Raw genomic sequence first — 20,424 nt, 5'->3', positions numbered from 1 at the left:
ACGAGCCGGCGAGGCCCGCGGAAGACCTCGTCGGCTCGGCATCCGGCTAACTCGGCGGCAGCACGTGCGCGCCCGATTTATCCGTCGACAGTGCCAGTGAGCTGATGTATTGAATCTCGCCCTCCGGCCCCGGAACCGCGGAGGCGATCATGTCGGGGCGTTCGAAGTCCATTCCGGTGACGTGGCAGGTGAGGGTTTCACCCGAGGGGTTGCCGTGTTCGTCGAACATGTCCAGCGCGATTCCGTCGTCGCCCCGGCGCAGGTAGTACTTGCCCTTGGTGAGGACGGCGGTGAGCGGGGTGGCGACGAAGGCGATCACGACGGCGACGATCGGCGAATACGGTTTCAACGCCGCGCCGAACACACCGAAGAATGTCATGATCGACAGCACCGCCGACAGTCCGAAACCGACCAGGCCGACGGGGTTGAAGTTGTAGAGCATGCCGCGCCGGAATTCGGGCTGTTTCGGCGAGAGCTTCAGCAGATACTTGTTGACCGCGATATCCGTTGCGACGGTGACGATCCAGGCGATACCGCAGTTGGCGTAGAAGCCGAGGATGTCGTTGAGGAAGTCGAACATATTGGCTTCCATCAGGATCAGCGCGATCGCCAGGTTCACGCCGAGGAATACCAGCCGGCCCGGATAGGTCTTCGTCACGCGGGTGAACGAGTTGGTCCACGCCAGCGAACCCGAATACGCGTTGGTCACATTGATTTTGATCTGTGAGATGACCACCAGCACCACCGCGAGCGTCATCGCCAGCCAGGACGGAACCATATCGCGGTAGATTTCCAGGAACTGATGCACCGGCTGATTCGCGATGTCCTGCGCCCCCGGCAGATTCGCGATCAGATAGACCGCGAGGAACAGGCCGACGACCTGTTTGACGGCACCGAAGATCACCCAGCCCGGCCCCGCCAGCAGCATCCAGCCCCACCATCTGCGCGCGTTCTCCGGGGTTTTCGGCGGCATGAACCGCAGATAATCGATCTGCTCGGCGATCTGGGCGATCAGTGAGAGACAGACGCCGGCGGCCAGCAGCGCACCGGAAAGGCTCACTCCCGCACCGTCCTTACCGCCGTAGGCGAAGAACGAATCGATCGAATCAGGGTGGCGGATCAGCAGAAACGCGAACGGCAACACCATCAGCAACAGCCACAGCGGCGTCGTCCACACCTGCAGTTTCGCCAGCGTATTCATGCCGTAGACGACCAGCGGGAAAATCAGCACCGTGGAGAGCAGATAACCCAGCCACAGTGGAATGTGCAGGCCCAGATTCAGGCCCTGCGCCATGATCGAGCCCTCGGTGGCGAAGAAGATGAAGGTGAACGAGGCGAACACCAGGTTGGTGATCACCGAACCGTAGTAGCCGAACCCACTGCCGCGAGTGATCAGATCCAGATCGATGTTGTAGCGGGCGGCGTAGTAGGCCAGCGGAAATCCGGTGATCATGATGACGATCGCGAAGATTCCGATGCCCAGCAACGCGTTTCCGGTGCCGTTCGCGATGCCGATGTTCGCGCCGATGGAGAAATCCGCGAGATAGGCGATGCCGCCCAGCGCGGAGACGCCGACCACGGCCGGACTCCATTTGCGGTAGCTGCGGGGCGCGAAGCGCAGCGTGTAGTCCTCGAGGGTTTCCTTCGTCGCGGCGGCAGCGGTCGCCGGACGGGTTTGCACATCAACCACGATCTACTCCTCATCGTTTCCGCGCTCGGCGCGGCCTTTCGAGGGTGCAGGTCCCGTGTGGTGTCCGTTTTGCCGCTCGGTTACCGCCGTGTAACGCTCCGCGACGTGCGGTTTTGCGCTCTCCCTTTACCGTGGTGCATGACCTTTGACTCGACAGCGAAGGCGAACGACCCCGGTGCGGGCGCGGCCATCCGGCCCTCCGCGACCGACCGGATCCGCTCCTGGACGGCGCTGGTACTGGCCGCCGCACCCACCGCCGCGATTCTCACGGTGCTGCTCTACGGGCTCGGTTTGGCGATGGGCTTCGGCACCCTCGGCATCCTCGCCATCGCGTGGCTGGCGGTGTGCGTACTCGTCGCGGTGGTGTTCTTCCTGGGCGCCGAGCGGCGGTGGTTGACGGCACGTTTCGGGGTGCGTGCGCCCACCTCCGCCGAGCGGCACGCGCTGACGACGGCGTGGGAGCGGGTGGCCCGGCGGTCCGGCATCGCCTCCTCCTCGCACTCGCTGTGGATCCGGGAGAGCGAGCGCGAATTGCTGCTGCCCCGGCGGATGATCGCGGTCCCCTCCGCCGTACTCGGTGCGCCCCCACGGCAACTCGAAGCGGTGCTGGCCCGTGAACTCGGATATCGGTCCGAAGGGCGAGTAGCGCTGTGCCAGTTCGTATTCCGATATTTCAATCTGCCGTTGGTATGGCTGGAGCGGGTGTTGCTCTCGGGTCCGGCCGCGGTCGGAGCGTGGCTGACGCGGCGGATGACGCCACCGGCGGCCCGGATCTGCGGGATCGGCTGGAGTGCGGTCAGCCGGGTGCTGGTCGCCTGCCCGGCGATCGCGGCCACCACTGTGATCGTGGGACTTCCGGCCGCACTGCTGCTGCGCATCGCTCCGGAGGTGGCGGCCTGCGCGCTCGTGCCGGTCGTGCGCCGCATCGACTACCGGGCCGACCGCGCCGCCGTCGACCTGGGATACGGCACGGACCTCGGTGTGGCACTGCAGGAACGGCGGGCGGAGTCCGGCGACGCGGCCGCGCTGTATGCCCTCTCGGTGTCGGCGTACGCGCCGCGGACCTCCGTGGACGAACGCGTTCGCCACATCCGCGATCGCATGGACGAGCGGGTGCGTATCGCCGGCCATTCGGGGCCTGTGCTTCCGGAAAGCGGTGCGGCACAAGGATTTACCGGTACCGAGCGATAGGGTGGCGGTCCGGCCCCGCCGCGGATGCCGGACCGGTTCAGCAGTCCTCGAATGCGGCTTTGATGTACCCCGAGGACTGATACAGGTACTGGTAGGCCCACCGCGCGGCACCGATGTGCGGATGCGCGTCGACGAGGAGAATCTCACCGCCCCAGCACTTGCCGAGCACATACCGGGCGCGGGAGATGTGCGGCGTGAAGGTCACCACGATCACGCGCCGCCAGTTCTCGCGGGCGGCGCGGGTGGCCAGTTCGCGTCCCTCACCGCGTGTGGTGCGCGGCTCGGGATCGAAGCAGCTCACCCGGAAGCTGTAGCCGCCGTGACAGATTCGGTTGATCAGCGGGGAGTGGTCGTACGGATCGGAGAACACCACCTGCGGGGCGTAACCGTCGTGGGCCAGGCGCAGCGCCAGCTCCTCGCGGCCGTCGTGGGCTCCGCCGAGCACCAGGATGGCATCGGCCGCGTGCGGGGTGTCGGTCCGCGGGCGCACGTACACCGGCCACAGCGCCGCCACCGCGACGGCGAGCACGAGCACGACCCCCACCGCACCGCGCACCCACCACCTTTTTCGCACCCTGCGATGGTAGGTGGTCGACGAATGCGCTGATCGGCGACGGTTTCTCCCTGTACACCCACTGTTGCCTGCGCCCTCGCCTCGTGGACGCGGACCGGCCATACCCGGCACGTATCAATCGATTATGCGTCTGACGGTATTCGGGACGGGATATCTGGGAGCCACCCATGCCGCCTGCATGGCCGAGCTCGGTCACGAGGTGCTCGGGGTGGATATCGACCCCGGCAAAGTGGCCAAATTGTCCGACGGCGTCGTGCCGTTCTACGAACCCGGCCTGGAGGCGGTGTTGCGCCGCAATCTCGATGCCGGGCGACTGCGCTTCACCACCTCCTACGAGGAGGCGGCCGCGCACGCTGACGCTCATTTCCTCGGTGTCGGCACGCCGCAGAAGAAGGGCGAATACGGCGCGGACCTGAAATATGTCCATGCCGTGGCCGATTCGCTGGCGCCGCTGCTGGAGCGGCCGTCGGTGCTGATCGGCAAGTCGACGGTGCCCGTCGGCACGGCCGCGGAACTGGGCCGCCGGATGCGGGCCCGCGCCCGCACCGACGTCGAGGTCGCCTGGAATCCGGAATTCCTGCGGGAGGGGTTCGCGGTGCGTGACACCCTGCGGCCCGACCGGCTGGTCCTCGGTGTCGACGCCGAACGCGAACGCGCCGAATGGGTGCGTGCGCAGGTGCGCGAGATCTACGCCGACCTGATCGCGGCGCAGGTGCCGTTCCTGCTCACCGACCTGGCCACCGCGGAATTGGTGAAGGTGTCCGCCAACGCGTTCCTGGCCACGAAGATCTCGTTCATCAACGCGGTCTCCGAGGTCTGCGAGGCGACCGGGGCCGATGTCACGATGCTGGCCGACGCGCTGGGTCACGACGCCCGCATCGGCCGGCGCTTCCTCAACGCCGGGCTCGGCTTCGGCGGCGGCTGCCTGCCCAAGGACATCCGCGCGTTCATGGCCCGCGCGGGGGAACTCGGCGCCGATCACGCGGTCGCGTTCCTGCGTGAGGTCGACAACATCAATATGCGCCGGCGCACCAAGGTGGTCGATATGGCGGCCAAGGCGTGCGGCGGCTCGCTGCTGGGCGCCAATGTGGCGGTGCTGGGTGCGGCCTTCAAACCGGAATCCGACGATGTGCGCGATTCGCCCGCGCTGAACGTGGCCGGAATGATCCAGCTGCACGGGGCCGTGGTCACCGTCTACGACCCGAAAGCGCTGGAGAACTCGCGCCGGGTGTTTCCCACGCTGAACTACGCGACCTCGGTGGCGGAGGCCTGTGATCGAGCGGATGTGGTGCTGGTTCTCACGGAATGGGACGAGTTCACCGCACTCTCGCCGCGCGACCTCGAGCCGGTGGTGCGCGGGCGTTCCATCATCGACGGTCGCAACTGTCTCGAGCGCGCCGAGTGGACCGCCGCGGGATGGGTGTACGCGGGACTCGGCACGTCGTAGGGTGGCGGGAGCCAGGTAGAGTGGCGGCGCCCTGCGGCATGAGCATCGGGCCCGCACAGCGGCCCGGCTTCGCTCGCACGGCCCAGCGCAGGCCGTGGGGGCGGCGGTCGGGCGTACCGGTCGTGAAGCGTGAAACGAGATGGGCGGCAGATGAGTTCGGTACTGGGAGTTTCGGTGGGGGCCGGCGCCATTCGCGTCGCGATCCCACATCCCGGTAATTCCGCCGAACGATTCGTCTCCACCGCCTTCGACGTCCAGGCGATGCCGGTCGCCGAACAGCAGTCCATGGACGATGTGGCCGCCGAAACCGTCGGCGCCGTCTTCGGTTCCGCGCCGGAGATCGCCGCGACCGCGCTGGCCTATCGCAACGAACAACACGCGCGCACGCTGCGGGGCGCCCTCGCCCGCCGTCAGCTCACCAACTACGAACTCGTGCCCGAAGTCGCGGCGGCGCGGGAATTCCTGCGCGCCACCGGTGAACTGCAGGGTTATCGCACGGTCGCGCTCTACGACCTCGGCAGTTCCGGGCTCTCGGTCAGTGTGATCGACGTGGAATCCGGAAAGGTGAGTCACAGCGAGCGCACCAGCGACATCAGCGGCGACTATCTGGATTCGCTGATCCGTGAACAGCAGATCGCTTCCGGCCGGATCGAACATCCGCCCACCGCACAGGGTTTGGCGGCCCTGGACGGCGTATGCCGGCAGGCCAAGGAACAGCTGTCGAGCACCACGGCGGTCGCGGTCCCGTCCGAGCACGGCCTGGTGCTGTTGTCGCAGGAGAACTTCGAAGCGCTGATCATGCTCGCCGTCGAATCGTCGGCCCGCATGACCCGCGATGTGATGATGCGCTCCGAACAGGCCGTGCAGGCGGTCTTCGTGATCGGTGGGTGTGCCCGGATCCCGCTGATCGCGCGCATTCTGGAGCGGTGGATGGGCATGCCCGTGCTGGTGCCCGCCGATCCGGAGACCGTGATCGTGCGCGGCGCGGCGCTGCTCGCCCGCCCGGCCCAGGTGGCCGCACCCGCACCCGTCCCGCAGGCGCCCGGGCCCGGATCCGCCGACGACACCGTGCAATTGGCGCCGGTGTGGTTGTCCGAGGATGCGCTGCGACGCGCCCGCAAACGCAACAAGGCGCGCGGCAAGAGCGCACTCGGCGGCAAGGTCGGCGCCGTCGATGCCGGTCGCCGCCGGGAGTTGAGCGTGGCCGGGGTGGCGGTCGGTGCGCTGGTCGTCGTCGCGGCGCTCGGGATCGGTCTCGGCTGGGGCCAATCGGTTCTCCGCGGTGATTCCCAGAGCAACACCTCAGCCCCCAGTTCGGTGCCCGACGCTCCGCCCCGCGCCTCCGCGGACCCCTCGGTCGCGCCGACCACCGATGCCACCAACGCCTCGGTGGCCGCGCCCACTCCCAACTGGCAGGCGCCGACCACCACCACCTCGGCCGCGCCCCCGGGACCCCCGACCATCGTCGTCCCCGGCCTGCCGCCGATCGTGGTGCCGACCATTCCGCCGCTGCTGCCACCGTTCCCGCCGCGGCAGTAGGTCCGGACCGCGCCGAGGTGTGGGGCTGACGAGGCCGGGTCCGTGATGAGCCTCGATTCGGCCGAGGGCCTGGCAAAGCAACGACCTTCGGCCCTGCCCCAACCGGTGCCCGACCGGGCACTGTCGAACGATGACGATTTCCACCGAGGTCAAGACGATCCGGCTGACTCGCGCGGTGCTCGCGGGCGTGGCAGCATTCATCGCGTTCTGGGCCCTGGCCGGGGCCATCGGTCTCGCCGGTGGCGGTGCCGACCTCGGTGCCGCTGTCGAGGCGCGATTGCCTCTGCACAGTCCGGTTCTCGCAGCCGTGCTCCTCGGTCTGCTCGTGGCGGTTCCGATGGCGGCGACGGCCGCCGCGGTCATTCGAAACGATCATCGGGCGGCCGCGATGGCGGTGTGCAGCGGTGCGCTACTGGTCGGCTGGGTCGCGGTGCAGCCGATAATCATCGGCCAGTTCTTCTGGCTGCAACCGGTCTTCGGTCTGCTGGGCCTCACCGTCGCCGGACTCGGCCTGTCGCTCAACGCGCATCGCGGGCGGTGACATCGGACCGGATCAGCCTGATCATCACCTATCGGCTGGTCCGAGGAGTGTGCGAGATGCCCCCTGTCCAGATCGCGGTCTGCGGGCCGCGCGACTGCACGAACGCCGAGGCCGCTACCGCGCGGGAGGTCGGCCGGCTGCTGGCTCGGGCCGGCGTGGTCGTGTTGTGCGGCGGCGGAACCGGGGTGATGGCGGCGGTCGCCGAGGGCGCGTCGGCCGAAGGCGGCCTGGTGATCGGAGTACGGCCGGACACCGGCCGAGCAGGTGTGGGTGCCGGACTCTCCGCCGTCCTGTACACGAATATGGGCGAGGCGCGGAACGCGATTCTGATCTCGTCGGCGGATGCGGTGGTCGTGGTGGGCGGTTCCTGGGGAACGCTGTCGGAGCTGGCCCTGGCGAATCGACGTGGGGGCGTGCCGGTGGTGTCGATCGGCGGATGGCAGATCCTCGATGCGGAGGGCGAGACCGTCGAGGGGAGTCACCGGGCGGCGAATGCGGCCGAGGCGGTCGCATTCGCCGTGGCCGGTGCTCGACCCGCCGGCTGACGCCGGGCTCGCCTCAGGGCGCGAAGCTAGCTCCCGCCGACGCCGAGAGCCGTGAGCAGCACGAGTACGAGAGTCGCGACGGCCAGGACGCCGTGCCCGCCGACGATCGCCACCGGGAAATGCCGCTCGGCGGGATCCCCGGCCTCGGGTGCGGTCACCTGCCCGGTGGTGCGGGCGCGGTAGACGGGCAGCCAGCGCAACAGCATCACGAATCCGAGCAGCGCGACCGGAACGAGCAGTCCGAATCCGACCCAGGCCAAGGCGTCGTTGTCGATCACGAGATAGACGATCCACATCACCAGACCGGCCACGGCGAGCAGGAAGTGCCCGAAGACCACCGGCGGCGGCAGATGACTGGAACCCGGTTGTCGCACACCGCCTTTGGCGATCCAGGTGGCCAGCAGGAAGAACCCTCCGCCCGCGGTGAGCAGCCAGAGGATCAGAGCTGCGATGCCCATGATGACTCCCGAGTGTGAGAAGGGAAGGTCAGCGGCGGTAGCCGGTGGCCTGGGTGCTTTCGCCGACGACCCGGACGCCGTAGCGGTAGGCGAGTTTGCCGCCGAGATATCCGGATATGCCCAGCACGAGCAGGGATGCGATCGACAAGACCAGGGGCCCGACGGGTGTCGCGCGATCGGTGCCGGCCGCGGTCCGCCACCAGAAGTTCAGTGCATAGGCGACGGTGATGATCAGGTTCAGGCTCATGTGGATCAGCCCGGTGCGGAACGCGGGCGTGCCGGACGGGATGGCGAACAGGTCCAGAAAGCCGATCGAGGCGGCGGCCAACGCGCCGAGCACGCCGATCGCCACCAGCCATTCGGCCCCGCGGGCCAGAAACTGCGGGTCGTCGACGATGTGGGAGCCGATGTCGAAGACGAGACTCGCGACCCACGCCCCGATCGGCACCGTCACCAGGATCGGGTGGAACGGATGCCCGTACGGCCCGGCCAGTGCGGCGCTGACGGGTTGTTTGGCCTGCTCCATATCTCCGGCTGCGACATCACCGGCCATGGCTCCACTCTCCCTCGGTCGAGGTTCAGTTTCGCCAATAAGTATTGGCGAAACTGTGGCGACGGTCAATACACCGCATGTGAATCGGTGCCATCGATCTTTCGACCCAATGGATTCGGCGTTATTGTGGTCGAATGACCAGCGATTCGGCGATCGGTGCGGTCGCGGTGCTCGATGATGACCTGCGGCGCGGCATGTACAGATTCATTCGCGGCGCCCGGCGGCCCGTGACTCGTGACGAAGCGGCCGAACAGGTCGGGATCTCGCGGAAGCTGGCAGCGTTTCATCTGGACAAACTCGTCGCCGCCGGACTCCTCCAGGCGCGTTACGAACAGACCGGCGGCCTGCGCCGGGTCGGCCGCGCTCCCAAGGTGTACGAGCCCACCGCCGCCGAAGTGCGGGTGAACATCCCCGAACGCCGCCACGAAGTGCTGGCCGAAATCCTGATGGATGCGGTGCTGGCCGAGAGTACGGGCGAAACGGCCCGCGACGCCGCCGAACGAGTTGCGGCCGAACGCGGAAACGCCTTGGGCCACAACGCCCGCGAGCGCCTACGCCCCGGCCGCCTCGGCGTCGAGCGCGCCCTGACGGTGGTGCAGGCGATCCTGTCCGACCAGGGCTTCGAACCCAGCCGCGACCCGCTGAACTGCCTACGCCTGCGCAACTGCCCCTTCCACCCCCTCTCCACCCAAGCCCCCGGCCTGGTCTGCGGCCTCAACCACGCCTACCTGCGCGGGGTGCTCACGGGCCTGAAAGCCGAGGCGATCGAAGCGGTACTCGCGCCGACCGCCGGCGAATGCTGCGTGGAACTCCGCCCCGCGCAGTAGGTGTGGGCGGGACGAGGCTGTGGTGGGCAACCGGGCGTGATGGCCGGCGAAGACTTCGGCCGGCCATCACGATGAGCCGATCTGCTCTCAGGCGGCCAGGTTGGCCAACTGCGGGAGTCGCGACACCAGTGCGTCGAGTTCCTCGCGCCAGCGGCGATGCACGTTGAGGCGCTCGGGGGCTCCGGTGTGCGGCATGCGGTAGTACACCTTCGACCACAGCGGGTTGATCTTCATCTCCGTGAACATGGCCGTGCTGAAATGCTCGGCGCACACCAGGTTCGCGGGCCGGCCCGTCCACTTGTTGGCCTCGACGATGACGACCGATGTATTGGTCAGCACGACGAAGTAGTACTTGCGCACGAACAGCATCGCGAACCGCACGTAGGGCAGGTCGTCCACCCACGGGCTCGGGCCGGTGATCGCCTGGAAGGCGAGCTGCATCTGCTCACCCGGCGGGGCGAATTCGACCAGCTTCTCGGCCAGCTGTTTCTGGATCGTCGATTTACGGAATGCCATGCGGCCCAACCCCGTTGAAGATTCCCCCGGCACCGTGCCGGTGGAACGCACCGACCTTAGCGGTATTCGCGCGTGCCTGCCACCCCGCGATCGAACCCGCGGGGAGGCGTCGCGATCCGGTGCGGCATCAGCGGCCGGCCGCCGCGGCGCTGTCCAGCGCGTCGAGGGCGGCGAGTTCGGCGGTCAGTTCGGCGCGGATCGCGGTGATCGCGTCCCGGCCGATCGGTAGCCGCAGCGGAGGTGTGGGCGATTCGACGGCCGCGATGATCTGCTGCGCGGCATCGTCGGGATCGCCGTAGACGCTCGGGTCCAGGGTGGACAAACGGTCGAAGGCCGCTCGGACACTGGCGTCGTAGTCGGGATGCGTGACAGGCGTAATCCCCAGCGACGCAACGAAACCGGTGCCGAACATACCGGGCTCGACGATGGTCACATCGATGCCGAGATGGGCGACCTCCCGGAGCAGCCCCTCGTTCATACCCTCGACGGCGAATTTCGTTGCGGCATAAAGGCCCAGGCCCGGCGACGGCGCGGCCACACCGGCTACCGACGAGATCTGCACGAGGTGGCCGCCCTTCTGCTCGCGCAATACCGGCAGTGCGGCGCGCACGACGTTGAGCGATCCGAACACATTGGTTTCGAATACCGCGCGCACTTCGCTGTCCGGAATCTCTTCCAGCGCACCGAACACCCCGTAGCCGGCGTTGTTCACGACCACGTCGATCCGGCCGAAGGCCTGCTTCGCCTGCGCGATCGCCTTCCGGGACTGCTCGGCGTCGGTGACGTCCAGCGGGGTCAGCAGGATTCGCCCGGGATGCTCGTCCGCCAGTTCTCGCAGGGCCTGCGCGCGCTGAGGGTCGCGGGCCGTCGCCGCGATCCGGCCCCCGGCGGACGCGATCGCACGAGTCAGTGCCAATCCGAATCCGGAGGAGGCCCCTGTTATCAGCCACACCTTGTCTGTCGCCATCGAATGTCCTCACCTGCGGTTAATTAGGATACTGCTCGTATCGTATCCAAAAGGTTAGACTTGCGCCATGGTCGAGGTGAAACAGTCGCGCGGTCCGGGCCGGCCGCGCAGTGAACGATCCAGGCGCGCGGTGCTGGAGGCGGCCCGCGACCTGCTGACCGACCGCGGCCTGCCGGGCCTGAGTGTGGACGAGATCGCCGCCCACGCCGGGGTCAGCAAAAACACCATCTACCGCTGGTGGCCCACCAAGGCGGCCGTCCTGATGGATGCGTTCACCGACGCCTTCGCGGACCGGATGAGCGTCCCCGCTGAGGGGGATGCCCTGACCCGTCTGCGCACCACGGTCCGCCGCGTGGCGACCTTGATGAGCGATCCCGACGCGCGACGTCCTTTCGTAGCCCTGGTCGCCGCCGCGCAGCACGATCCGGAATTGGCTGCGGCGCTGCGAGATCGGTTCATCGCCGGGCGGCGGGCCGAGGTGGGTGAGCTCCTCGCTGACGCCCGATCCGCCGGCCGCCTTCCCGCGGGTCTCGACCCCGACACCGCCATCGATCTGATCTACGGCGCCCTCTATTACCGGCTGCTGGTCAGTGGGGAGACCATCGATTCCGGCTATGCGGACCGAATCCTGACCGCGATGGGCCTCCTCCCGGACTGAACGACGCTGAACGAGTTGGCCGTCCGGTTCCCTCGGGAAGCGTCGACGGTCGCGTCCGATTAGCGCCAGCACCGGCCGGGACCGATTCCTAGCGTCGTGTTCATGGACAACGACCTGCTGATCGACACCCGTGCTCCGGTCCTCCGCACGGCCGTCGTCGGACTGATGGCGGTGGCGGCCGGGCTCGGCACCGCGACCATGTACGTACTGCAGCCGGGGATCGCGGCGGTGGCGGGATCGCTGCACGCGTCGGTCGCGGAAATGGGGATAGCGCTGGCGTGCGGGCCGGTCGGCTATCTGCTCGGGCTCGCCCTCCTGGTTCCGCTGGTGGACCGGTATCCACCTCGGACAGTGGTGTCGCTGCAGTTCGCCGCGCTCGCCGCGGCCTCGGCGATCGGCGCCGCGGCCGGGGCGGTGTGGTTGCTCGGCCCGGTGATCGGCCTGATCGGTGCGGCCTCCTCGGTAGGTGCCCAGATGAGCTCGGTGGCAGGGCGTTTCGCGGAACCGAGCCGGCGTGCGACGGTGCTGGGAACCGTGACGGCGGGGATCTCGGCCGGAATCCTGGCCGGGCGAATCGTCGGCGGTTGGCTCACCGACCTCATCGGCTGGCGGGGCATGCTGCTCGTCTTCGCGGCGGCGTGTGTGGTGCTCGCGGCGGCGGCCCGGGTCGTACTGCCCGCCGCAACCGCCCCGGTCGCCTCCGGATATCTGGCGATGCTGCGCGGGCTGCCGGGACTGTTCACCCGCTGTCCGTCGCTGGGGTCGGCGGCCCTTCGCGGCACCTTGTGGTTCTTCGCCTTCTGCACGGTGTGGGGCGGTCTCGCGGCGGCTTTGTCGCAGCCTCCGTTCTCCTACTCGTCCGAGCGAATCGGCTTGTACGCGTTCGCCGGACTGGCCGGTGTCGCCGCGACGCGCATCGCGGGAGCGTGGACGGATCGGGTGGGGGCGCGTCGTGTGATCCTGGTGGGTCTCGTCGTCGCCGGTACAGCCGCGGTGATACTCGCTGTCGCCCTGTCGAATACGGTGCTCGCCCTGCTCTGTCTCGGTCTGTTCGACGCGGGCCTGTTCGCGGCGCAGGTCGCCAATCAGAGCACGGTGCTGGCCATCGACCCGGGCTCACCCGCCCGGTTCAACAGCGCCTACATGGTCGTGTATTTCGTCGGGGGCAGCGCCGGCACCGCCTTCGGTGCGGCCGCGGTGAGCTGGTTCGGATGGGCTGTTACGGCGGTGATGGCAGCGCTGGCGATCGCGGCGGCAGGTACCCTCACCGCCGGTAGTCGAAAGCGCGTCGATCAATCCCCGTAACCCGTTGTGGGCCAAGAGGATCGGTTGCGCGGCGGGGGATCGTTGCGGGGGTATGGCTCGGCATCCGGCCGCGGTGGCCGGGTGGGCCAGCTCGGCCGGGGGTCGTCGTGAGGGCGGCCGGACGGGACGCGCCGGTGGCCGCCGGTGGGCTCTCCGGTGCGGCCGTCGATACGCCGGTGACTGCCCGTATCGGTCCGGCGATCATCGATGCGCCGGTGACTGCCCGTATCGGCCCGGGGATCGTCGATGCGCCGGTGGCCGCCGGCGTCGGCGCGGCGTTGGCCCCCGGTCGCATCGGGCGAGGGGGCGGTGCGGCGACGGGTGGGCGGTTCGGCCGGACGCCCGTCGACGCGGCGGTGACTGCCCGTATTCGGTCCACCGCGGTGGTCGATGTGGTCGTGACCGGCCCTGTTCTCCCGGCCCTGCACGCGCCGACTTCCTGCGGTCTCGTCACGCGCGGCGACGCGGCGGTGGCTGCCGGTGGTTTCGGCCGCACTCTCCGCCCGGCGCCGGTCCGTGGCAACGGCACGGCGGGGTTCGGGTTCGGGCTCGTAGTCGTCGAAGCCGGCGCGTTGCCCGAAGGGGCGGGCCAGCAGGACCGCGATGGCGGTGGTCAAGGGCACCGACAGTGCGAGGCAGATGCCGCCGACCGCGGATCGGGTGATTTCGATGGCCACCGCATCACCGGTGAGCACGTCGCTGATGGAGCGCCCGGCGACGGAGAACATCAGCAGCAGCGGCAGCGCGCCGCCGGCGTAGGCCAGGACCAGGGTGTACACCGTGCTGGCGATGTGGTCGCGGCCGACGCGCATGGCGGCCGCGAAAACCTCACGCCGCGTTGCCTCTTCGTCGAGTGCGGCGAGTTCGAAAGCGGCCGAGGCCTGGGTGATGGTGACATCGTTGAGCACACCGAGGGAGCCGATGATGAAGCCCGCGAGCAGCAGGCCGGTAATGCTGACGTGCTGGATATAGGTGGCGACGTTGGTGTTCTGCTCCTCGGACAATCCGGTCAGATTCGTCACCTCCAGCGCGACCCACGACAGCACCGCCGCGAGCACCATCGCGCTCAGTGTGCCCAGCAGCGCCGAACTGGTCCGCAGATTGACGCCGTGCGCCAGATAGAGGACCGCGTAGAGAATCAGCGCTCCCGAGACGAGGGCAACCGGCAGCGCGGGCTTCCCGTCGAGCAGTGCGGGCAGCAGGAATACGACCAGCACCCCGAAGGCGAACACCAGGCCGAGCACCGCGCGCAAACCGCGCCACCGCGCCACCGCGACGATCACCACCACGAAGACGAGCGTGATCAGCAGCAGGGGCATGCCGCGCGAATAGTCGTCGAAGGAATAGATGGTGGTTCCGCTCGGGTCGTCCTGGCGAACCAGCCGAATGTGGTCTCCGGCATGCAAATCGGGTTGTCCCGGCCCCGGCGCGATTTCGAGCAGCGTACGGCTGCCTTTGTTCGGCCCCGATTCGATCGAGACCAGACTGCGCTGGCAGGTGTAGGCATTGGTCGGCGGTGGTTGCGGAGTATCGGGAAACGCGCGTCCGTTCGACGGACTCCCGCACGGCCCCATATCCTGCATCGCCACGGTCCCGGCCTCGGTCTGCACCGCCCCGCCGCCACCGTTCTGCATCGGCAACGGAATATCCACATGCTGCCGACTGGGCCACAACCAGATCATGGCGATCACGACGATCACCCCGATCGCGGTGAGCACCCCCACCACCACCCGAGCCGCCGTAGCCCCGATAGCAATGGGCCCGGAATGGTCATGATGGTGATGATGATGCTCGCTCACCGCAGGGAGCTTAAAGGAACTTATTTTCAACAGCAGCGCGTACTACGTCTCTGCGTGCTTTGGCCGGATTAAGGCGCGTGCTCGTGAACGTAGTCGGGCCCAACAAGGCGCGGCGGCTCGTTCCCACCAGCTACCGGTGCACCCGAAATCAGCGGTGCAACCATACGCCTGATCACGCAAGAACATGGGTAACTCACCGGGCACGGGCTAACTCGACCGATCGATCATCCGCTGGCCGCCAACGCAAAGAATCCCGCACCTGAATCTGGCCTGAATACTCGGAGAGGCGGTACAGGGGGAGCGGGCGGCGGAGAGCAGGGGGATGTCTCCGCCGCCCGAAAGGGATCCGACGGCCCAGGGGGGGTAGGCGGTCGAATCCAGGGCCGAGCGGCCCAGGGGGGGTAGGCGGCTCGGCCGGGCACTGTGAGTGCCGAGGACTACTGTACACAAAAGTTCGAAGTTTGCGCCAGTAAAGTCTTCAAAAACCTACTTTTCCAAACTCCCGGTTTGTTTTGGTACGTCCCGGCCCCGATTACTGGCGGTAGCTGGAGAGGAAATTGCCGAAGCGCTCGATCGCCACGGCCAGATCCCGGGCCCACGGCAGCGTCACGATGCGCAGGTGATCGTGCTGCGGCCAGTTGAAGCCGGTGCCCTGCACCATCAGAATCTTCTCCTGAAGCAGCAGGTCGAGCACCAGTTTTCCGTCGTCGCGGATGTCGTGCACCTCGGGATCCAGCCGCGGGAACGCGTACAGCGCGCCCTTCGGCTTCACGCACGAGACGCCGGGGATCATATTGAGCTTCTCCCACGCCACATCGCGCTGCTCGAGCAGCCGCCCGCCGGGCAGGATCAGATCCTCGATGCTCTGATAGCCGCCGAGCGCCACCTGAATCGCGTGCTGAGCGGGCACGTTCGGGCACAGCCGGGTGGAGGCCAGCAGGTCGATGCCCTCGAGGAATCCGGCCGCGTGTTCCTTGGGGCCGGTGATGACCAGCCAGCCGGACCGGTATCCGGCCACGCGATAGGCCTTGGAGAGGCCGTTGAAGGTGAGGCACAGCAGGTCGGGAGCCAGGCTGGCGAGCGAGATGTGCTTGGTGTCGTCGTAGAGGATCTTGTCGTAGATCTCGTCGGCGAGCAGCAACAGCTGATGTTTACGAGCGAGGTCCACCAGCTGCTGCAGCACCTCCGACGAGTACACCGCGCCGGTAGGGTTGTTCGGGTTGATCACCAGCAGGGCCTTGGTCTTGTCGGTGATCTTCGATTCGATATCGGCCACATCCGGCTGCCAGCCGTTGGACTCGTCGCACAGGTAATGCACGGCGGTGCCGCCGGCGAGACTGGTCATGGCGGTCCACAGCGGATAGTCCGGTGCGGGGATGAGCACCTCGTCGCCGCTGTCGAGCAGCGCCTGCATCGTCATCGTGATCAGTTCGGAGACGCCGTTGCCCAGGTAGACGTCGTCCACGTCGAATTCGGGGAAGCCGGGGACCAGCTCGTACCGGGTCACGATCGCGCGGCGCGCGGGCAGGATGCCCTTGGATTCGGAGTAGCCCTGCGCGTACGGCAGCGCGGCGATCATGTCGCGCATGATCACATCGGGGGCGTCGAAACCGAACGGCGCCGGGTTGCCGATGTTCAGCTTCAGGATGCGATGGCCCTCGGCCTCCAGTCGTGCCGCATGTGCGTGCACCGGCCCACGGATTTCGTAGAGAACGTTCTGGAGCTTCAGGGACTGCTCCAGAATCCGGGGCGGCTGATGCGGTGACTGACTGGTAGGGCTCACCTGTTCAATGGTGCCACCGCCCCGCAACTGCATATCCGAGGCATCGCCCCCGCGCCGTATCGGCGTTGCGCCGGTCACATCGGGGCCGCCGCGCCCGCCGCTCAGGTCGGCGGATTGGCCGGCAGCATCCCGGTGGCGACCGTGGTGCCGCAGAACTCCTCGATCCGTTCGTCCAGACGGCGCGCCTCGACCGCGTCGCGGAAGCGGGGAGTGGCGATGCGCCGGCGCAGTCCGGTGAGCCGCTCCTCGAGTTGGGCGATGCGGCGATCCTCGGAGAGTTCGAGTACCGGACTCAGTGCGTCGCCGGCGCCGTCGAGACTGCCGTTGATCAGCTGGGCCGCCGCGTTGTCGACCCGCGCGAGCGCCTCGGCTCCGTACGACCGCTGTTCGCGGGGGCCGCCGCTGTACAACTCGATGGTGCGCTGGGTTTCGGCCAGGGCCGGTTCGGCCTGGCCGAGATGGATGTAGGTGGCGCCGGCGTAGTAATGACTCTTGGCCTCCGGGAAGCCGAAGACACCGCCGGTCTCGTCGTGCAGTTCGTCGGTGCCGGTGCCCGCGCGTGCGGCCTCGGCGGCGCGGATGCAGCGTTCGGCGTCCGCGGCGCTGCCGAGTTTGGACCAGATGCGCGCCTCGATGTTGTGCAGCCGGACCTTCGCGGTCACCGAGTCGGCGTACTGCTGACCGTTCTGCGCGAGTGCCACCGCCCGGCGCGGCCGCTCGGACCAGTATTCGATCAGCGCCTGCATGCCGCGCGTCCACGCGCGTAATCCGTTGTGGCCGCACAGTTCCGCATAGGCCCAGGCCGCACGGGCCTGTTCTCCGGCGGCGTCGAGATGTCCGAGATCGGTACTGGCGTTGGCCAGCAGACCCGACAGCGTTCCGGCCAGCAGATACAAATGGCTTGTGTCCGCGGGCTTCTGGTGGCCTTCGAGCAGCCGGTACACCCGCCGGCGCACCCGCAGCATCTCCACCATCATCGGAACCGGCGGCACGTGGACATACTCTCTGGCGATGCGGGTGGCATCGGCGTCGAGCTGTTCCAGCGCGGAGGCGCCGACGTTACTCGCCTCGGCGCGACCGGCGTGCTCGCTGGCTTCGTGGGCAGCCGCCATGATCAGATCCCTCTCCGAAATCTCGGCTAACGCATCACCTCTCATCGCACCTGCGTCTACGAGTGCCAAAAGTTCCGCGTCGCTCGAATACTTGCTGCGCGTCGAATGACCTTGACGCACCTCGAATTCCGGTTCCGGCCGATCGATGACGGGCTGATCGATCATGGCCGCGAACCGTGCCCGCACGACTTCGTCGGACCTGGCGAGTGATGTGTCCAGCGCGGCCTGGTTGACCGGGCGCGGATGCACCCGGGCACCGCCAGCCTCCCATTTCGACACCAGGCGTTCGTGTACACCGAGATGGGCCGCGAACTCCCTGATGCTCATGCGTTTGGCATCGCGGAGGGCGCGGGCTTCCTTACCTGACCACTGCCGGACCACGATGTCATCCCTTCCGCGCGAACTGGTCTCCAGAGTACGAGCGGACGGTGATCACGGCCACAACCGAAACCGAGCTGGTACAGGGGAATTGGCTGGTCCCGGCGGTTTGGGCAGTGAAAGGGCAGTGCAGGGCGCGTGTGGGGGCGTTTCGGGGACGTCGCAGTGGCGGGAGCCTTGAAGATATCGAGAGAGTCGCCGTGAAGGTCGGGAAACTGTGAACGTCGAGAAGCTCAGAACCGCCGACGATTGGGTGATGTTCTATCGGCATCACGCCGGTCTGACATGTATCCAGCGTGGGGGATTCGTCACGCTGCCGGTGACCGGCGCCGTCGGTGTCGTGCATCTGCCGGCCGACCGCGCCGAAGCGGTGTGCCGATCGCTGACCGAACACGGCGGGTGCGGGCCGGTGCTGGCCCGGCGCGCGCGCTGGAGCTTTCTCGTATTTCCCGACAGCCGGCCCGGTGGGCAGATCGCGGAGATTCTGCAGCGTCTCGATATCGGCATCCCGGCCGACGGCGGCGAGATCATGATGCCCACCAGCCTGGGCCGATGGACCCGCGAGGGTTGTCACTGGATCGTGCCGCCGGGGCCCGACCTGGAACTTCCACCCCTTTCGATAGTCGTCACGACGGCGCTGGCGGTGGGAAGAGGCGGCGAGGACTGAACCCGCAGACCGGTCCTCGCCGCTGCCGATCCGGGTCCGCCTCGTTGCCTGTCGGGGGCGGACCCGGATTCGGAACGTGGATACAATCACATCCGGAACAGTCCTTCTTCAGATTTGACCCATTTGTGACATGTTGACGTTTAAGATTGCCGGATGAAGCTCCAGCGCCTTACCGCGATATCCGCACTGGTCGTCGGCGCCGTCACCGCCGGAACCACGGCCGCGCACGCCGAACCGGCCGCCGCACCCCAACCGGCGGCGATCAAGTACTCCATGAGACTCGTCGACAAGACCGTGGTGACCACCCTGCAGGGCGGCACCTTCCGGATCGCCGCGGACGGCAAGTCCTACGCCATCACCGATCCCCACGGCGCCACCGTGGTCTCACTGCCGACCGAGGTACGCGTCGCCGGGACCGAGGTGCCGGTGACACCGGTGGTCAAGAACGACGGCACCGTCCTCGAGTTGACGCCGCAGCGCACCGTCACCGTCGACAAGCCGGTCACCGTACAACCGATCGCCTCGCCGCTGGAGAACCATCGCGCGATGAACGACTTCGAAACCAATTTCGGCGTCGCGACCGCCGTCGGCACCTTCCTGGGTACCGCTGTCGGCGCCATCATCGGCGGTGTCACCGGCTGCATCCTGGGTTTGCCGCTGCTGGGTGTCGGGTGCATTCCGGCCGCGGTCGCCGGCGCCGGTATCGGTGGCATCCTGGGCACGATCGCGATCGGCGGTCCCGCGCTGGCGATCACCGGATTGGACATGATCGGCACCCTGTCGGCCGCGCCGGGTACGACCAAGTGGGCCGACGACAAGTAGGTCCGGTTCCGGCCGACCGCGGTCCGACTGTGCCGCAACCCGATTCGCGGCACAGTGCCTTGTGAGGGCCCCCAGTACTGGGGGCTCCTCCGCTGGTGGGCATGCGCGTAACATCGACCCGCTTGCGTGGCCAAAAGTGGTGAGCTCGAAGCGAATTCACCGCAAACCCGCAGGTGTGACGGCGCTCGTCGAGGGGGCGGGCGCCGAGATTCGATGACGGAATGGAAGTATCGATGAATCTCCGCAGCCTCACCGCGGCCTCCGCGCTGACGATCGGCGCACTGACCGCCGGGCTGACCACCGCCCACGCCGACCCGGCTCCCACGCCGGAGCAGACCGGGATCAGGTACTCGGTCAAACTCGTGGACAAGACGGTCGTGACGACCTTGCAAGGGGGGACCTTCCGGCTGGCGCAGGACGAGAAGTCGTACTCCGTCACCGATTCCCACGGCGCCACCGTGGTTTCGCTGCCCACCGATGTGCGCGTCGACGATGTCGCCGTTCCGGTGAAGCCGGTGGTGAAGAACGACGGCACCGTCCTCGAACTGACGCCGCAGAAGACGATGACCACCGACCATCCGGTCACCGTCCAGTCGATCGCGTCGCCGCTCGAGAACCAGCGCGCGATGAACGACTTCTCCACCCAGTTCGGACTCGCCACGGCCGTGGGCGGATTCGTCGGCACCGCGATCGGCGTCGTGGTCGGCGGAATCACCGGCTGCATCCTGGGCCTGCCGCTGCTCGGCGTGGGCTGCATCCCCGCCGCGATCGCCGGCGCCGGCGTCGGCGGCATCCTCGGCACCATCGCCGTCGGTGGCCCCGCACTCGGCATCGCGGGTATGGACCTGATCAACACCCTGCAGGCCGCCCCGGGAACCAGCAAGTGGGCCAAGGACTCCGCGGGCAACTAGGAGTTACACACCATCGAAGGCCGGTCGCTCGCGCAGCGGCCGGCCTTCGGCGTTGCGGCGAACCCGCCGCTATCCGTGAATGCTCCGATTCGCAGGCCGGTAGTGCCGGAAACGACACGGGGGCGCTGCCGGTGTCGGCAG

Annotated in this window: 19 protein-coding genes and 1 pseudogene; 11 read left to right on the top strand and 9 right to left on the bottom strand. The window is 67.8% G+C overall.

All coding sequences use genetic code 11. The features are described from left to right. Positions 1 to 46: 46 nt before the first annotated feature. Positions 47 to 1,690: a purine-cytosine permease family protein gene (locus ACPCUW_RS07230; protein ID WP_423424077.1), complete on the bottom strand. Its 1,644-nt coding sequence runs from the start codon at positions 1,688 to 1,690 to the stop codon at positions 47 to 49. Positions 1,691 to 1,828: 138 nt separating this feature from the next. Here ACPCUW_RS07230 and ACPCUW_RS07225 point away from each other — a divergent pair, with 138 nt between their 5' ends. After that, positions 1,829 to 2,881 carry a hypothetical protein gene (locus ACPCUW_RS07225; RefSeq protein ID WP_423424076.1) on the top strand — a complete coding sequence of 351 codons (1,053 nt, stop codon included), beginning with the start codon at positions 1,829 to 1,831 and terminating at the stop codon, positions 2,879 to 2,881. Between the two features lie 37 nt (positions 2,882 to 2,918). Here ACPCUW_RS07225 and ACPCUW_RS07220 read toward each other — a convergent pair whose 3' ends face one another. Next, positions 2,919 to 3,455: a YdcF family protein gene (locus ACPCUW_RS07220; protein ID WP_245925759.1), complete on the bottom strand. Its 537-nt coding sequence runs from the start codon at positions 3,453 to 3,455 to the stop codon at positions 2,919 to 2,921. 124 nt (positions 3,456 to 3,579) lie between these two features. On the opposite strand from ACPCUW_RS07220, the gene ACPCUW_RS07215 reads away from it, so the two are divergent. The 4 genes from ACPCUW_RS07215 (at position 3,580) to ACPCUW_RS07200 (ending at position 7,527) form a co-directional block, all read left to right on the top strand. Next, positions 3,580 to 4,902, top strand: a complete 1,323-nt coding sequence (locus tag ACPCUW_RS07215; RefSeq protein ID WP_030514296.1) for a UDP-glucose dehydrogenase family protein — start codon at positions 3,580 to 3,582, stop codon at positions 4,900 to 4,902. A 150-nt stretch (positions 4,903 to 5,052) separates the two neighbouring features. Further along, complete coding sequence (locus ACPCUW_RS07210; RefSeq protein ID WP_218399507.1) at positions 5,053 to 6,441, top strand: Hsp70 family protein; 1,389 nt, start codon at positions 5,053 to 5,055, stop codon at positions 6,439 to 6,441. Between the two features lie 130 nt (positions 6,442 to 6,571). Then, the gene (locus ACPCUW_RS07205) at positions 6,572 to 6,982 is read left to right on the top strand and encodes a hypothetical protein (RefSeq protein ID WP_146100749.1); all 411 of its coding nucleotides are present in this window, start codon (positions 6,572 to 6,574) and stop codon (positions 6,980 to 6,982) included. A gap of 56 nt (positions 6,983 to 7,038) precedes the next feature. Beyond that, the gene (locus ACPCUW_RS07200) at positions 7,039 to 7,527 is read left to right on the top strand and encodes an LOG family protein (protein WP_423424075.1); all 489 of its coding nucleotides are present in this window, start codon (positions 7,039 to 7,041) and stop codon (positions 7,525 to 7,527) included. Positions 7,528 to 7,553: 26 nt separating this feature from the next. Here the strand turns inward: ACPCUW_RS07200 and ACPCUW_RS07195 are convergent, their stop codons facing one another. Together ACPCUW_RS07195 and ACPCUW_RS07190 are read right to left on the bottom strand one after the other, a co-directional pair. After that, entirely contained in the window at positions 7,554 to 7,985 is a 432-nt protein-coding gene (locus ACPCUW_RS07195) for a hypothetical protein (RefSeq protein ID WP_423424074.1), read from the bottom strand. 28 nt (positions 7,986 to 8,013) lie between these two features. Next, positions 8,014 to 8,538, bottom strand: a complete 525-nt coding sequence (locus ACPCUW_RS07190; RefSeq protein WP_423424073.1) for a DUF2231 domain-containing protein — start codon at positions 8,536 to 8,538, stop codon at positions 8,014 to 8,016. Between the two features lie 134 nt (positions 8,539 to 8,672). On the opposite strand from ACPCUW_RS07190, the gene ACPCUW_RS07185 reads away from it, so the two are divergent. Then, the gene (locus ACPCUW_RS07185; RefSeq protein ID WP_423424072.1) at positions 8,673 to 9,365 is read left to right on the top strand and encodes a helix-turn-helix transcriptional regulator; all 693 of its coding nucleotides are present in this window, start codon (positions 8,673 to 8,675) and stop codon (positions 9,363 to 9,365) included. An 87-nt stretch (positions 9,366 to 9,452) separates the two neighbouring features. On the opposite strand, the gene ACPCUW_RS07180 is transcribed toward ACPCUW_RS07185, so the two are convergent. Further along, entirely contained in the window at positions 9,453 to 9,881 is a 429-nt protein-coding gene (locus ACPCUW_RS07180) for a hypothetical protein (protein WP_064907133.1), read from the bottom strand. Between the two features lie 127 nt (positions 9,882 to 10,008). Next, positions 10,009 to 10,848 carry an SDR family NAD(P)-dependent oxidoreductase gene (locus ACPCUW_RS07175; RefSeq protein WP_423424071.1) on the bottom strand — a complete coding sequence of 280 codons (840 nt, stop codon included), beginning with the start codon at positions 10,846 to 10,848 and terminating at the stop codon, positions 10,009 to 10,011. A gap of 67 nt (positions 10,849 to 10,915) precedes the next feature. On the opposite strand from ACPCUW_RS07175, the gene ACPCUW_RS07170 reads away from it, so the two are divergent. Beyond that, positions 10,916 to 11,506, top strand: coding sequence for a TetR/AcrR family transcriptional regulator (locus tag ACPCUW_RS07170; RefSeq protein WP_423424070.1), 591 nt, complete (start codon positions 10,916 to 10,918; stop codon positions 11,504 to 11,506). Positions 11,507 to 11,608: 102 nt separating this feature from the next. Next, positions 11,609 to 12,811: an MFS transporter gene (locus tag ACPCUW_RS07165; RefSeq protein ID WP_423424069.1), complete on the top strand. Its 1,203-nt coding sequence runs from the start codon at positions 11,609 to 11,611 to the stop codon at positions 12,809 to 12,811. Between the two features lie 575 nt (positions 12,812 to 13,386). Here ACPCUW_RS07165 and ACPCUW_RS07160 read toward each other — a convergent pair. The 3 genes and pseudogenes from ACPCUW_RS07160 to ACPCUW_RS07150 form a co-directional block, all read right to left on the bottom strand. After that, positions 13,387 to 14,610 (bottom strand): annotated as a pseudogene (locus ACPCUW_RS07160) (YibE/F family protein); the annotation flags it as partial. A 532-nt stretch (positions 14,611 to 15,142) separates the two neighbouring features. Then, positions 15,143 to 16,402, bottom strand: coding sequence for a pyridoxal phosphate-dependent aminotransferase (locus ACPCUW_RS07155; protein WP_423424249.1), 1,260 nt, complete (start codon positions 16,400 to 16,402; stop codon positions 15,143 to 15,145). A 92-nt stretch (positions 16,403 to 16,494) separates the two neighbouring features. Then, on the bottom strand, positions 16,495 to 17,832 hold the full coding sequence (locus tag ACPCUW_RS07150) for a hypothetical protein (protein WP_082856777.1): 1,338 nt from the start codon (positions 17,830 to 17,832) through the stop codon (positions 16,495 to 16,497). Between the two features lie 268 nt (positions 17,833 to 18,100). On the opposite strand from ACPCUW_RS07150, the gene ACPCUW_RS07145 reads away from it, so the two are divergent. From ACPCUW_RS07145 to ACPCUW_RS07135, 3 genes are all read left to right on the top strand, one after another. Then, on the top strand, positions 18,101 to 18,550 hold the full coding sequence (locus ACPCUW_RS07145) for a hypothetical protein (RefSeq protein ID WP_030514310.1): 450 nt from the start codon (positions 18,101 to 18,103) through the stop codon (positions 18,548 to 18,550). Positions 18,551 to 18,703: 153 nt separating this feature from the next. Continuing rightward, on the top strand, positions 18,704 to 19,372 hold the full coding sequence (locus ACPCUW_RS07140; protein WP_064911156.1) for a hypothetical protein: 669 nt from the start codon (positions 18,704 to 18,706) through the stop codon (positions 19,370 to 19,372). 233 nt (positions 19,373 to 19,605) lie between these two features. Then, positions 19,606 to 20,283: a hypothetical protein gene (locus ACPCUW_RS07135; RefSeq protein WP_030514312.1), complete on the top strand. Its 678-nt coding sequence runs from the start codon at positions 19,606 to 19,608 to the stop codon at positions 20,281 to 20,283. Positions 20,284 to 20,424 lie beyond the last annotated feature (141 nt).

The organism is Nocardia sp. AB354 (assembly GCF_049538315.1).
Classification (GTDB): Bacteria; Actinomycetota; Actinomycetes; order Mycobacteriales; family Mycobacteriaceae; genus Nocardia; species Nocardia nova.
Note: the sequence above shows the minus strand (reverse complement) of the source record. Positions and strands in the feature narration are given on the sequence as shown.

Bases quoted from the DNA above. Each gene is read 5' to 3' on its own strand.
- ACPCUW_RS07135 (WP_030514312.1), top strand. From the start codon at position 19,606: ATGAATCTCCGCAGCCTCACCGCGGCCTCCGCGCTGACGATCGGCGCA.
- ACPCUW_RS07170 (WP_423424070.1), top strand. From the start codon at position 10,916: ATGGTCGAGGTGAAACAGTCGCGCGGTCCGGGCCGGCCGCGCAGTGAA.
- ACPCUW_RS07165 (WP_423424069.1), top strand. From the start codon at position 11,609: ATGGACAACGACCTGCTGATCGACACCCGTGCTCCGGTCCTCCGCACG.
- ACPCUW_RS07200 (WP_423424075.1), top strand. From the start codon at position 7,039: ATGCCCCCTGTCCAGATCGCGGTCTGCGGGCCGCGCGACTGCACGAAC.
- ACPCUW_RS07175 (WP_423424071.1), bottom strand. From the start codon at position 10,848: ATGGCGACAGACAAGGTGTGGCTGATAACAGGGGCCTCCTCCGGATTC.
- ACPCUW_RS07180 (WP_064907133.1), bottom strand. From the start codon at position 9,881: ATGGCATTCCGTAAATCGACGATCCAGAAACAGCTGGCCGAGAAGCTG.
- ACPCUW_RS07210 (WP_218399507.1), top strand. From the start codon at position 5,053: ATGAGTTCGGTACTGGGAGTTTCGGTGGGGGCCGGCGCCATTCGCGTC.
- ACPCUW_RS07190 (WP_423424073.1), bottom strand. From the start codon at position 8,538: ATGGCCGGTGATGTCGCAGCCGGAGATATGGAGCAGGCCAAACAACCC.
- ACPCUW_RS07205 (WP_146100749.1), top strand. From the start codon at position 6,572: ATGACGATTTCCACCGAGGTCAAGACGATCCGGCTGACTCGCGCGGTG.
- ACPCUW_RS07195 (WP_423424074.1), bottom strand. From the start codon at position 7,985: ATGGGCATCGCAGCTCTGATCCTCTGGCTGCTCACCGCGGGCGGAGGG.
- ACPCUW_RS07225 (WP_423424076.1), top strand. From the start codon at position 1,829: ATGACCTTTGACTCGACAGCGAAGGCGAACGACCCCGGTGCGGGCGCG.
- ACPCUW_RS07185 (WP_423424072.1), top strand. From the start codon at position 8,673: ATGACCAGCGATTCGGCGATCGGTGCGGTCGCGGTGCTCGATGATGAC.
- ACPCUW_RS07140 (WP_064911156.1), top strand. From the start codon at position 18,704: ATGAAGCTCCAGCGCCTTACCGCGATATCCGCACTGGTCGTCGGCGCC.
- ACPCUW_RS07215 (WP_030514296.1), top strand. From the start codon at position 3,580: ATGCGTCTGACGGTATTCGGGACGGGATATCTGGGAGCCACCCATGCC.
- ACPCUW_RS07150 (WP_082856777.1), bottom strand. From the start codon at position 17,832: ATGAGCATCAGGGAGTTCGCGGCCCATCTCGGTGTACACGAACGCCTG.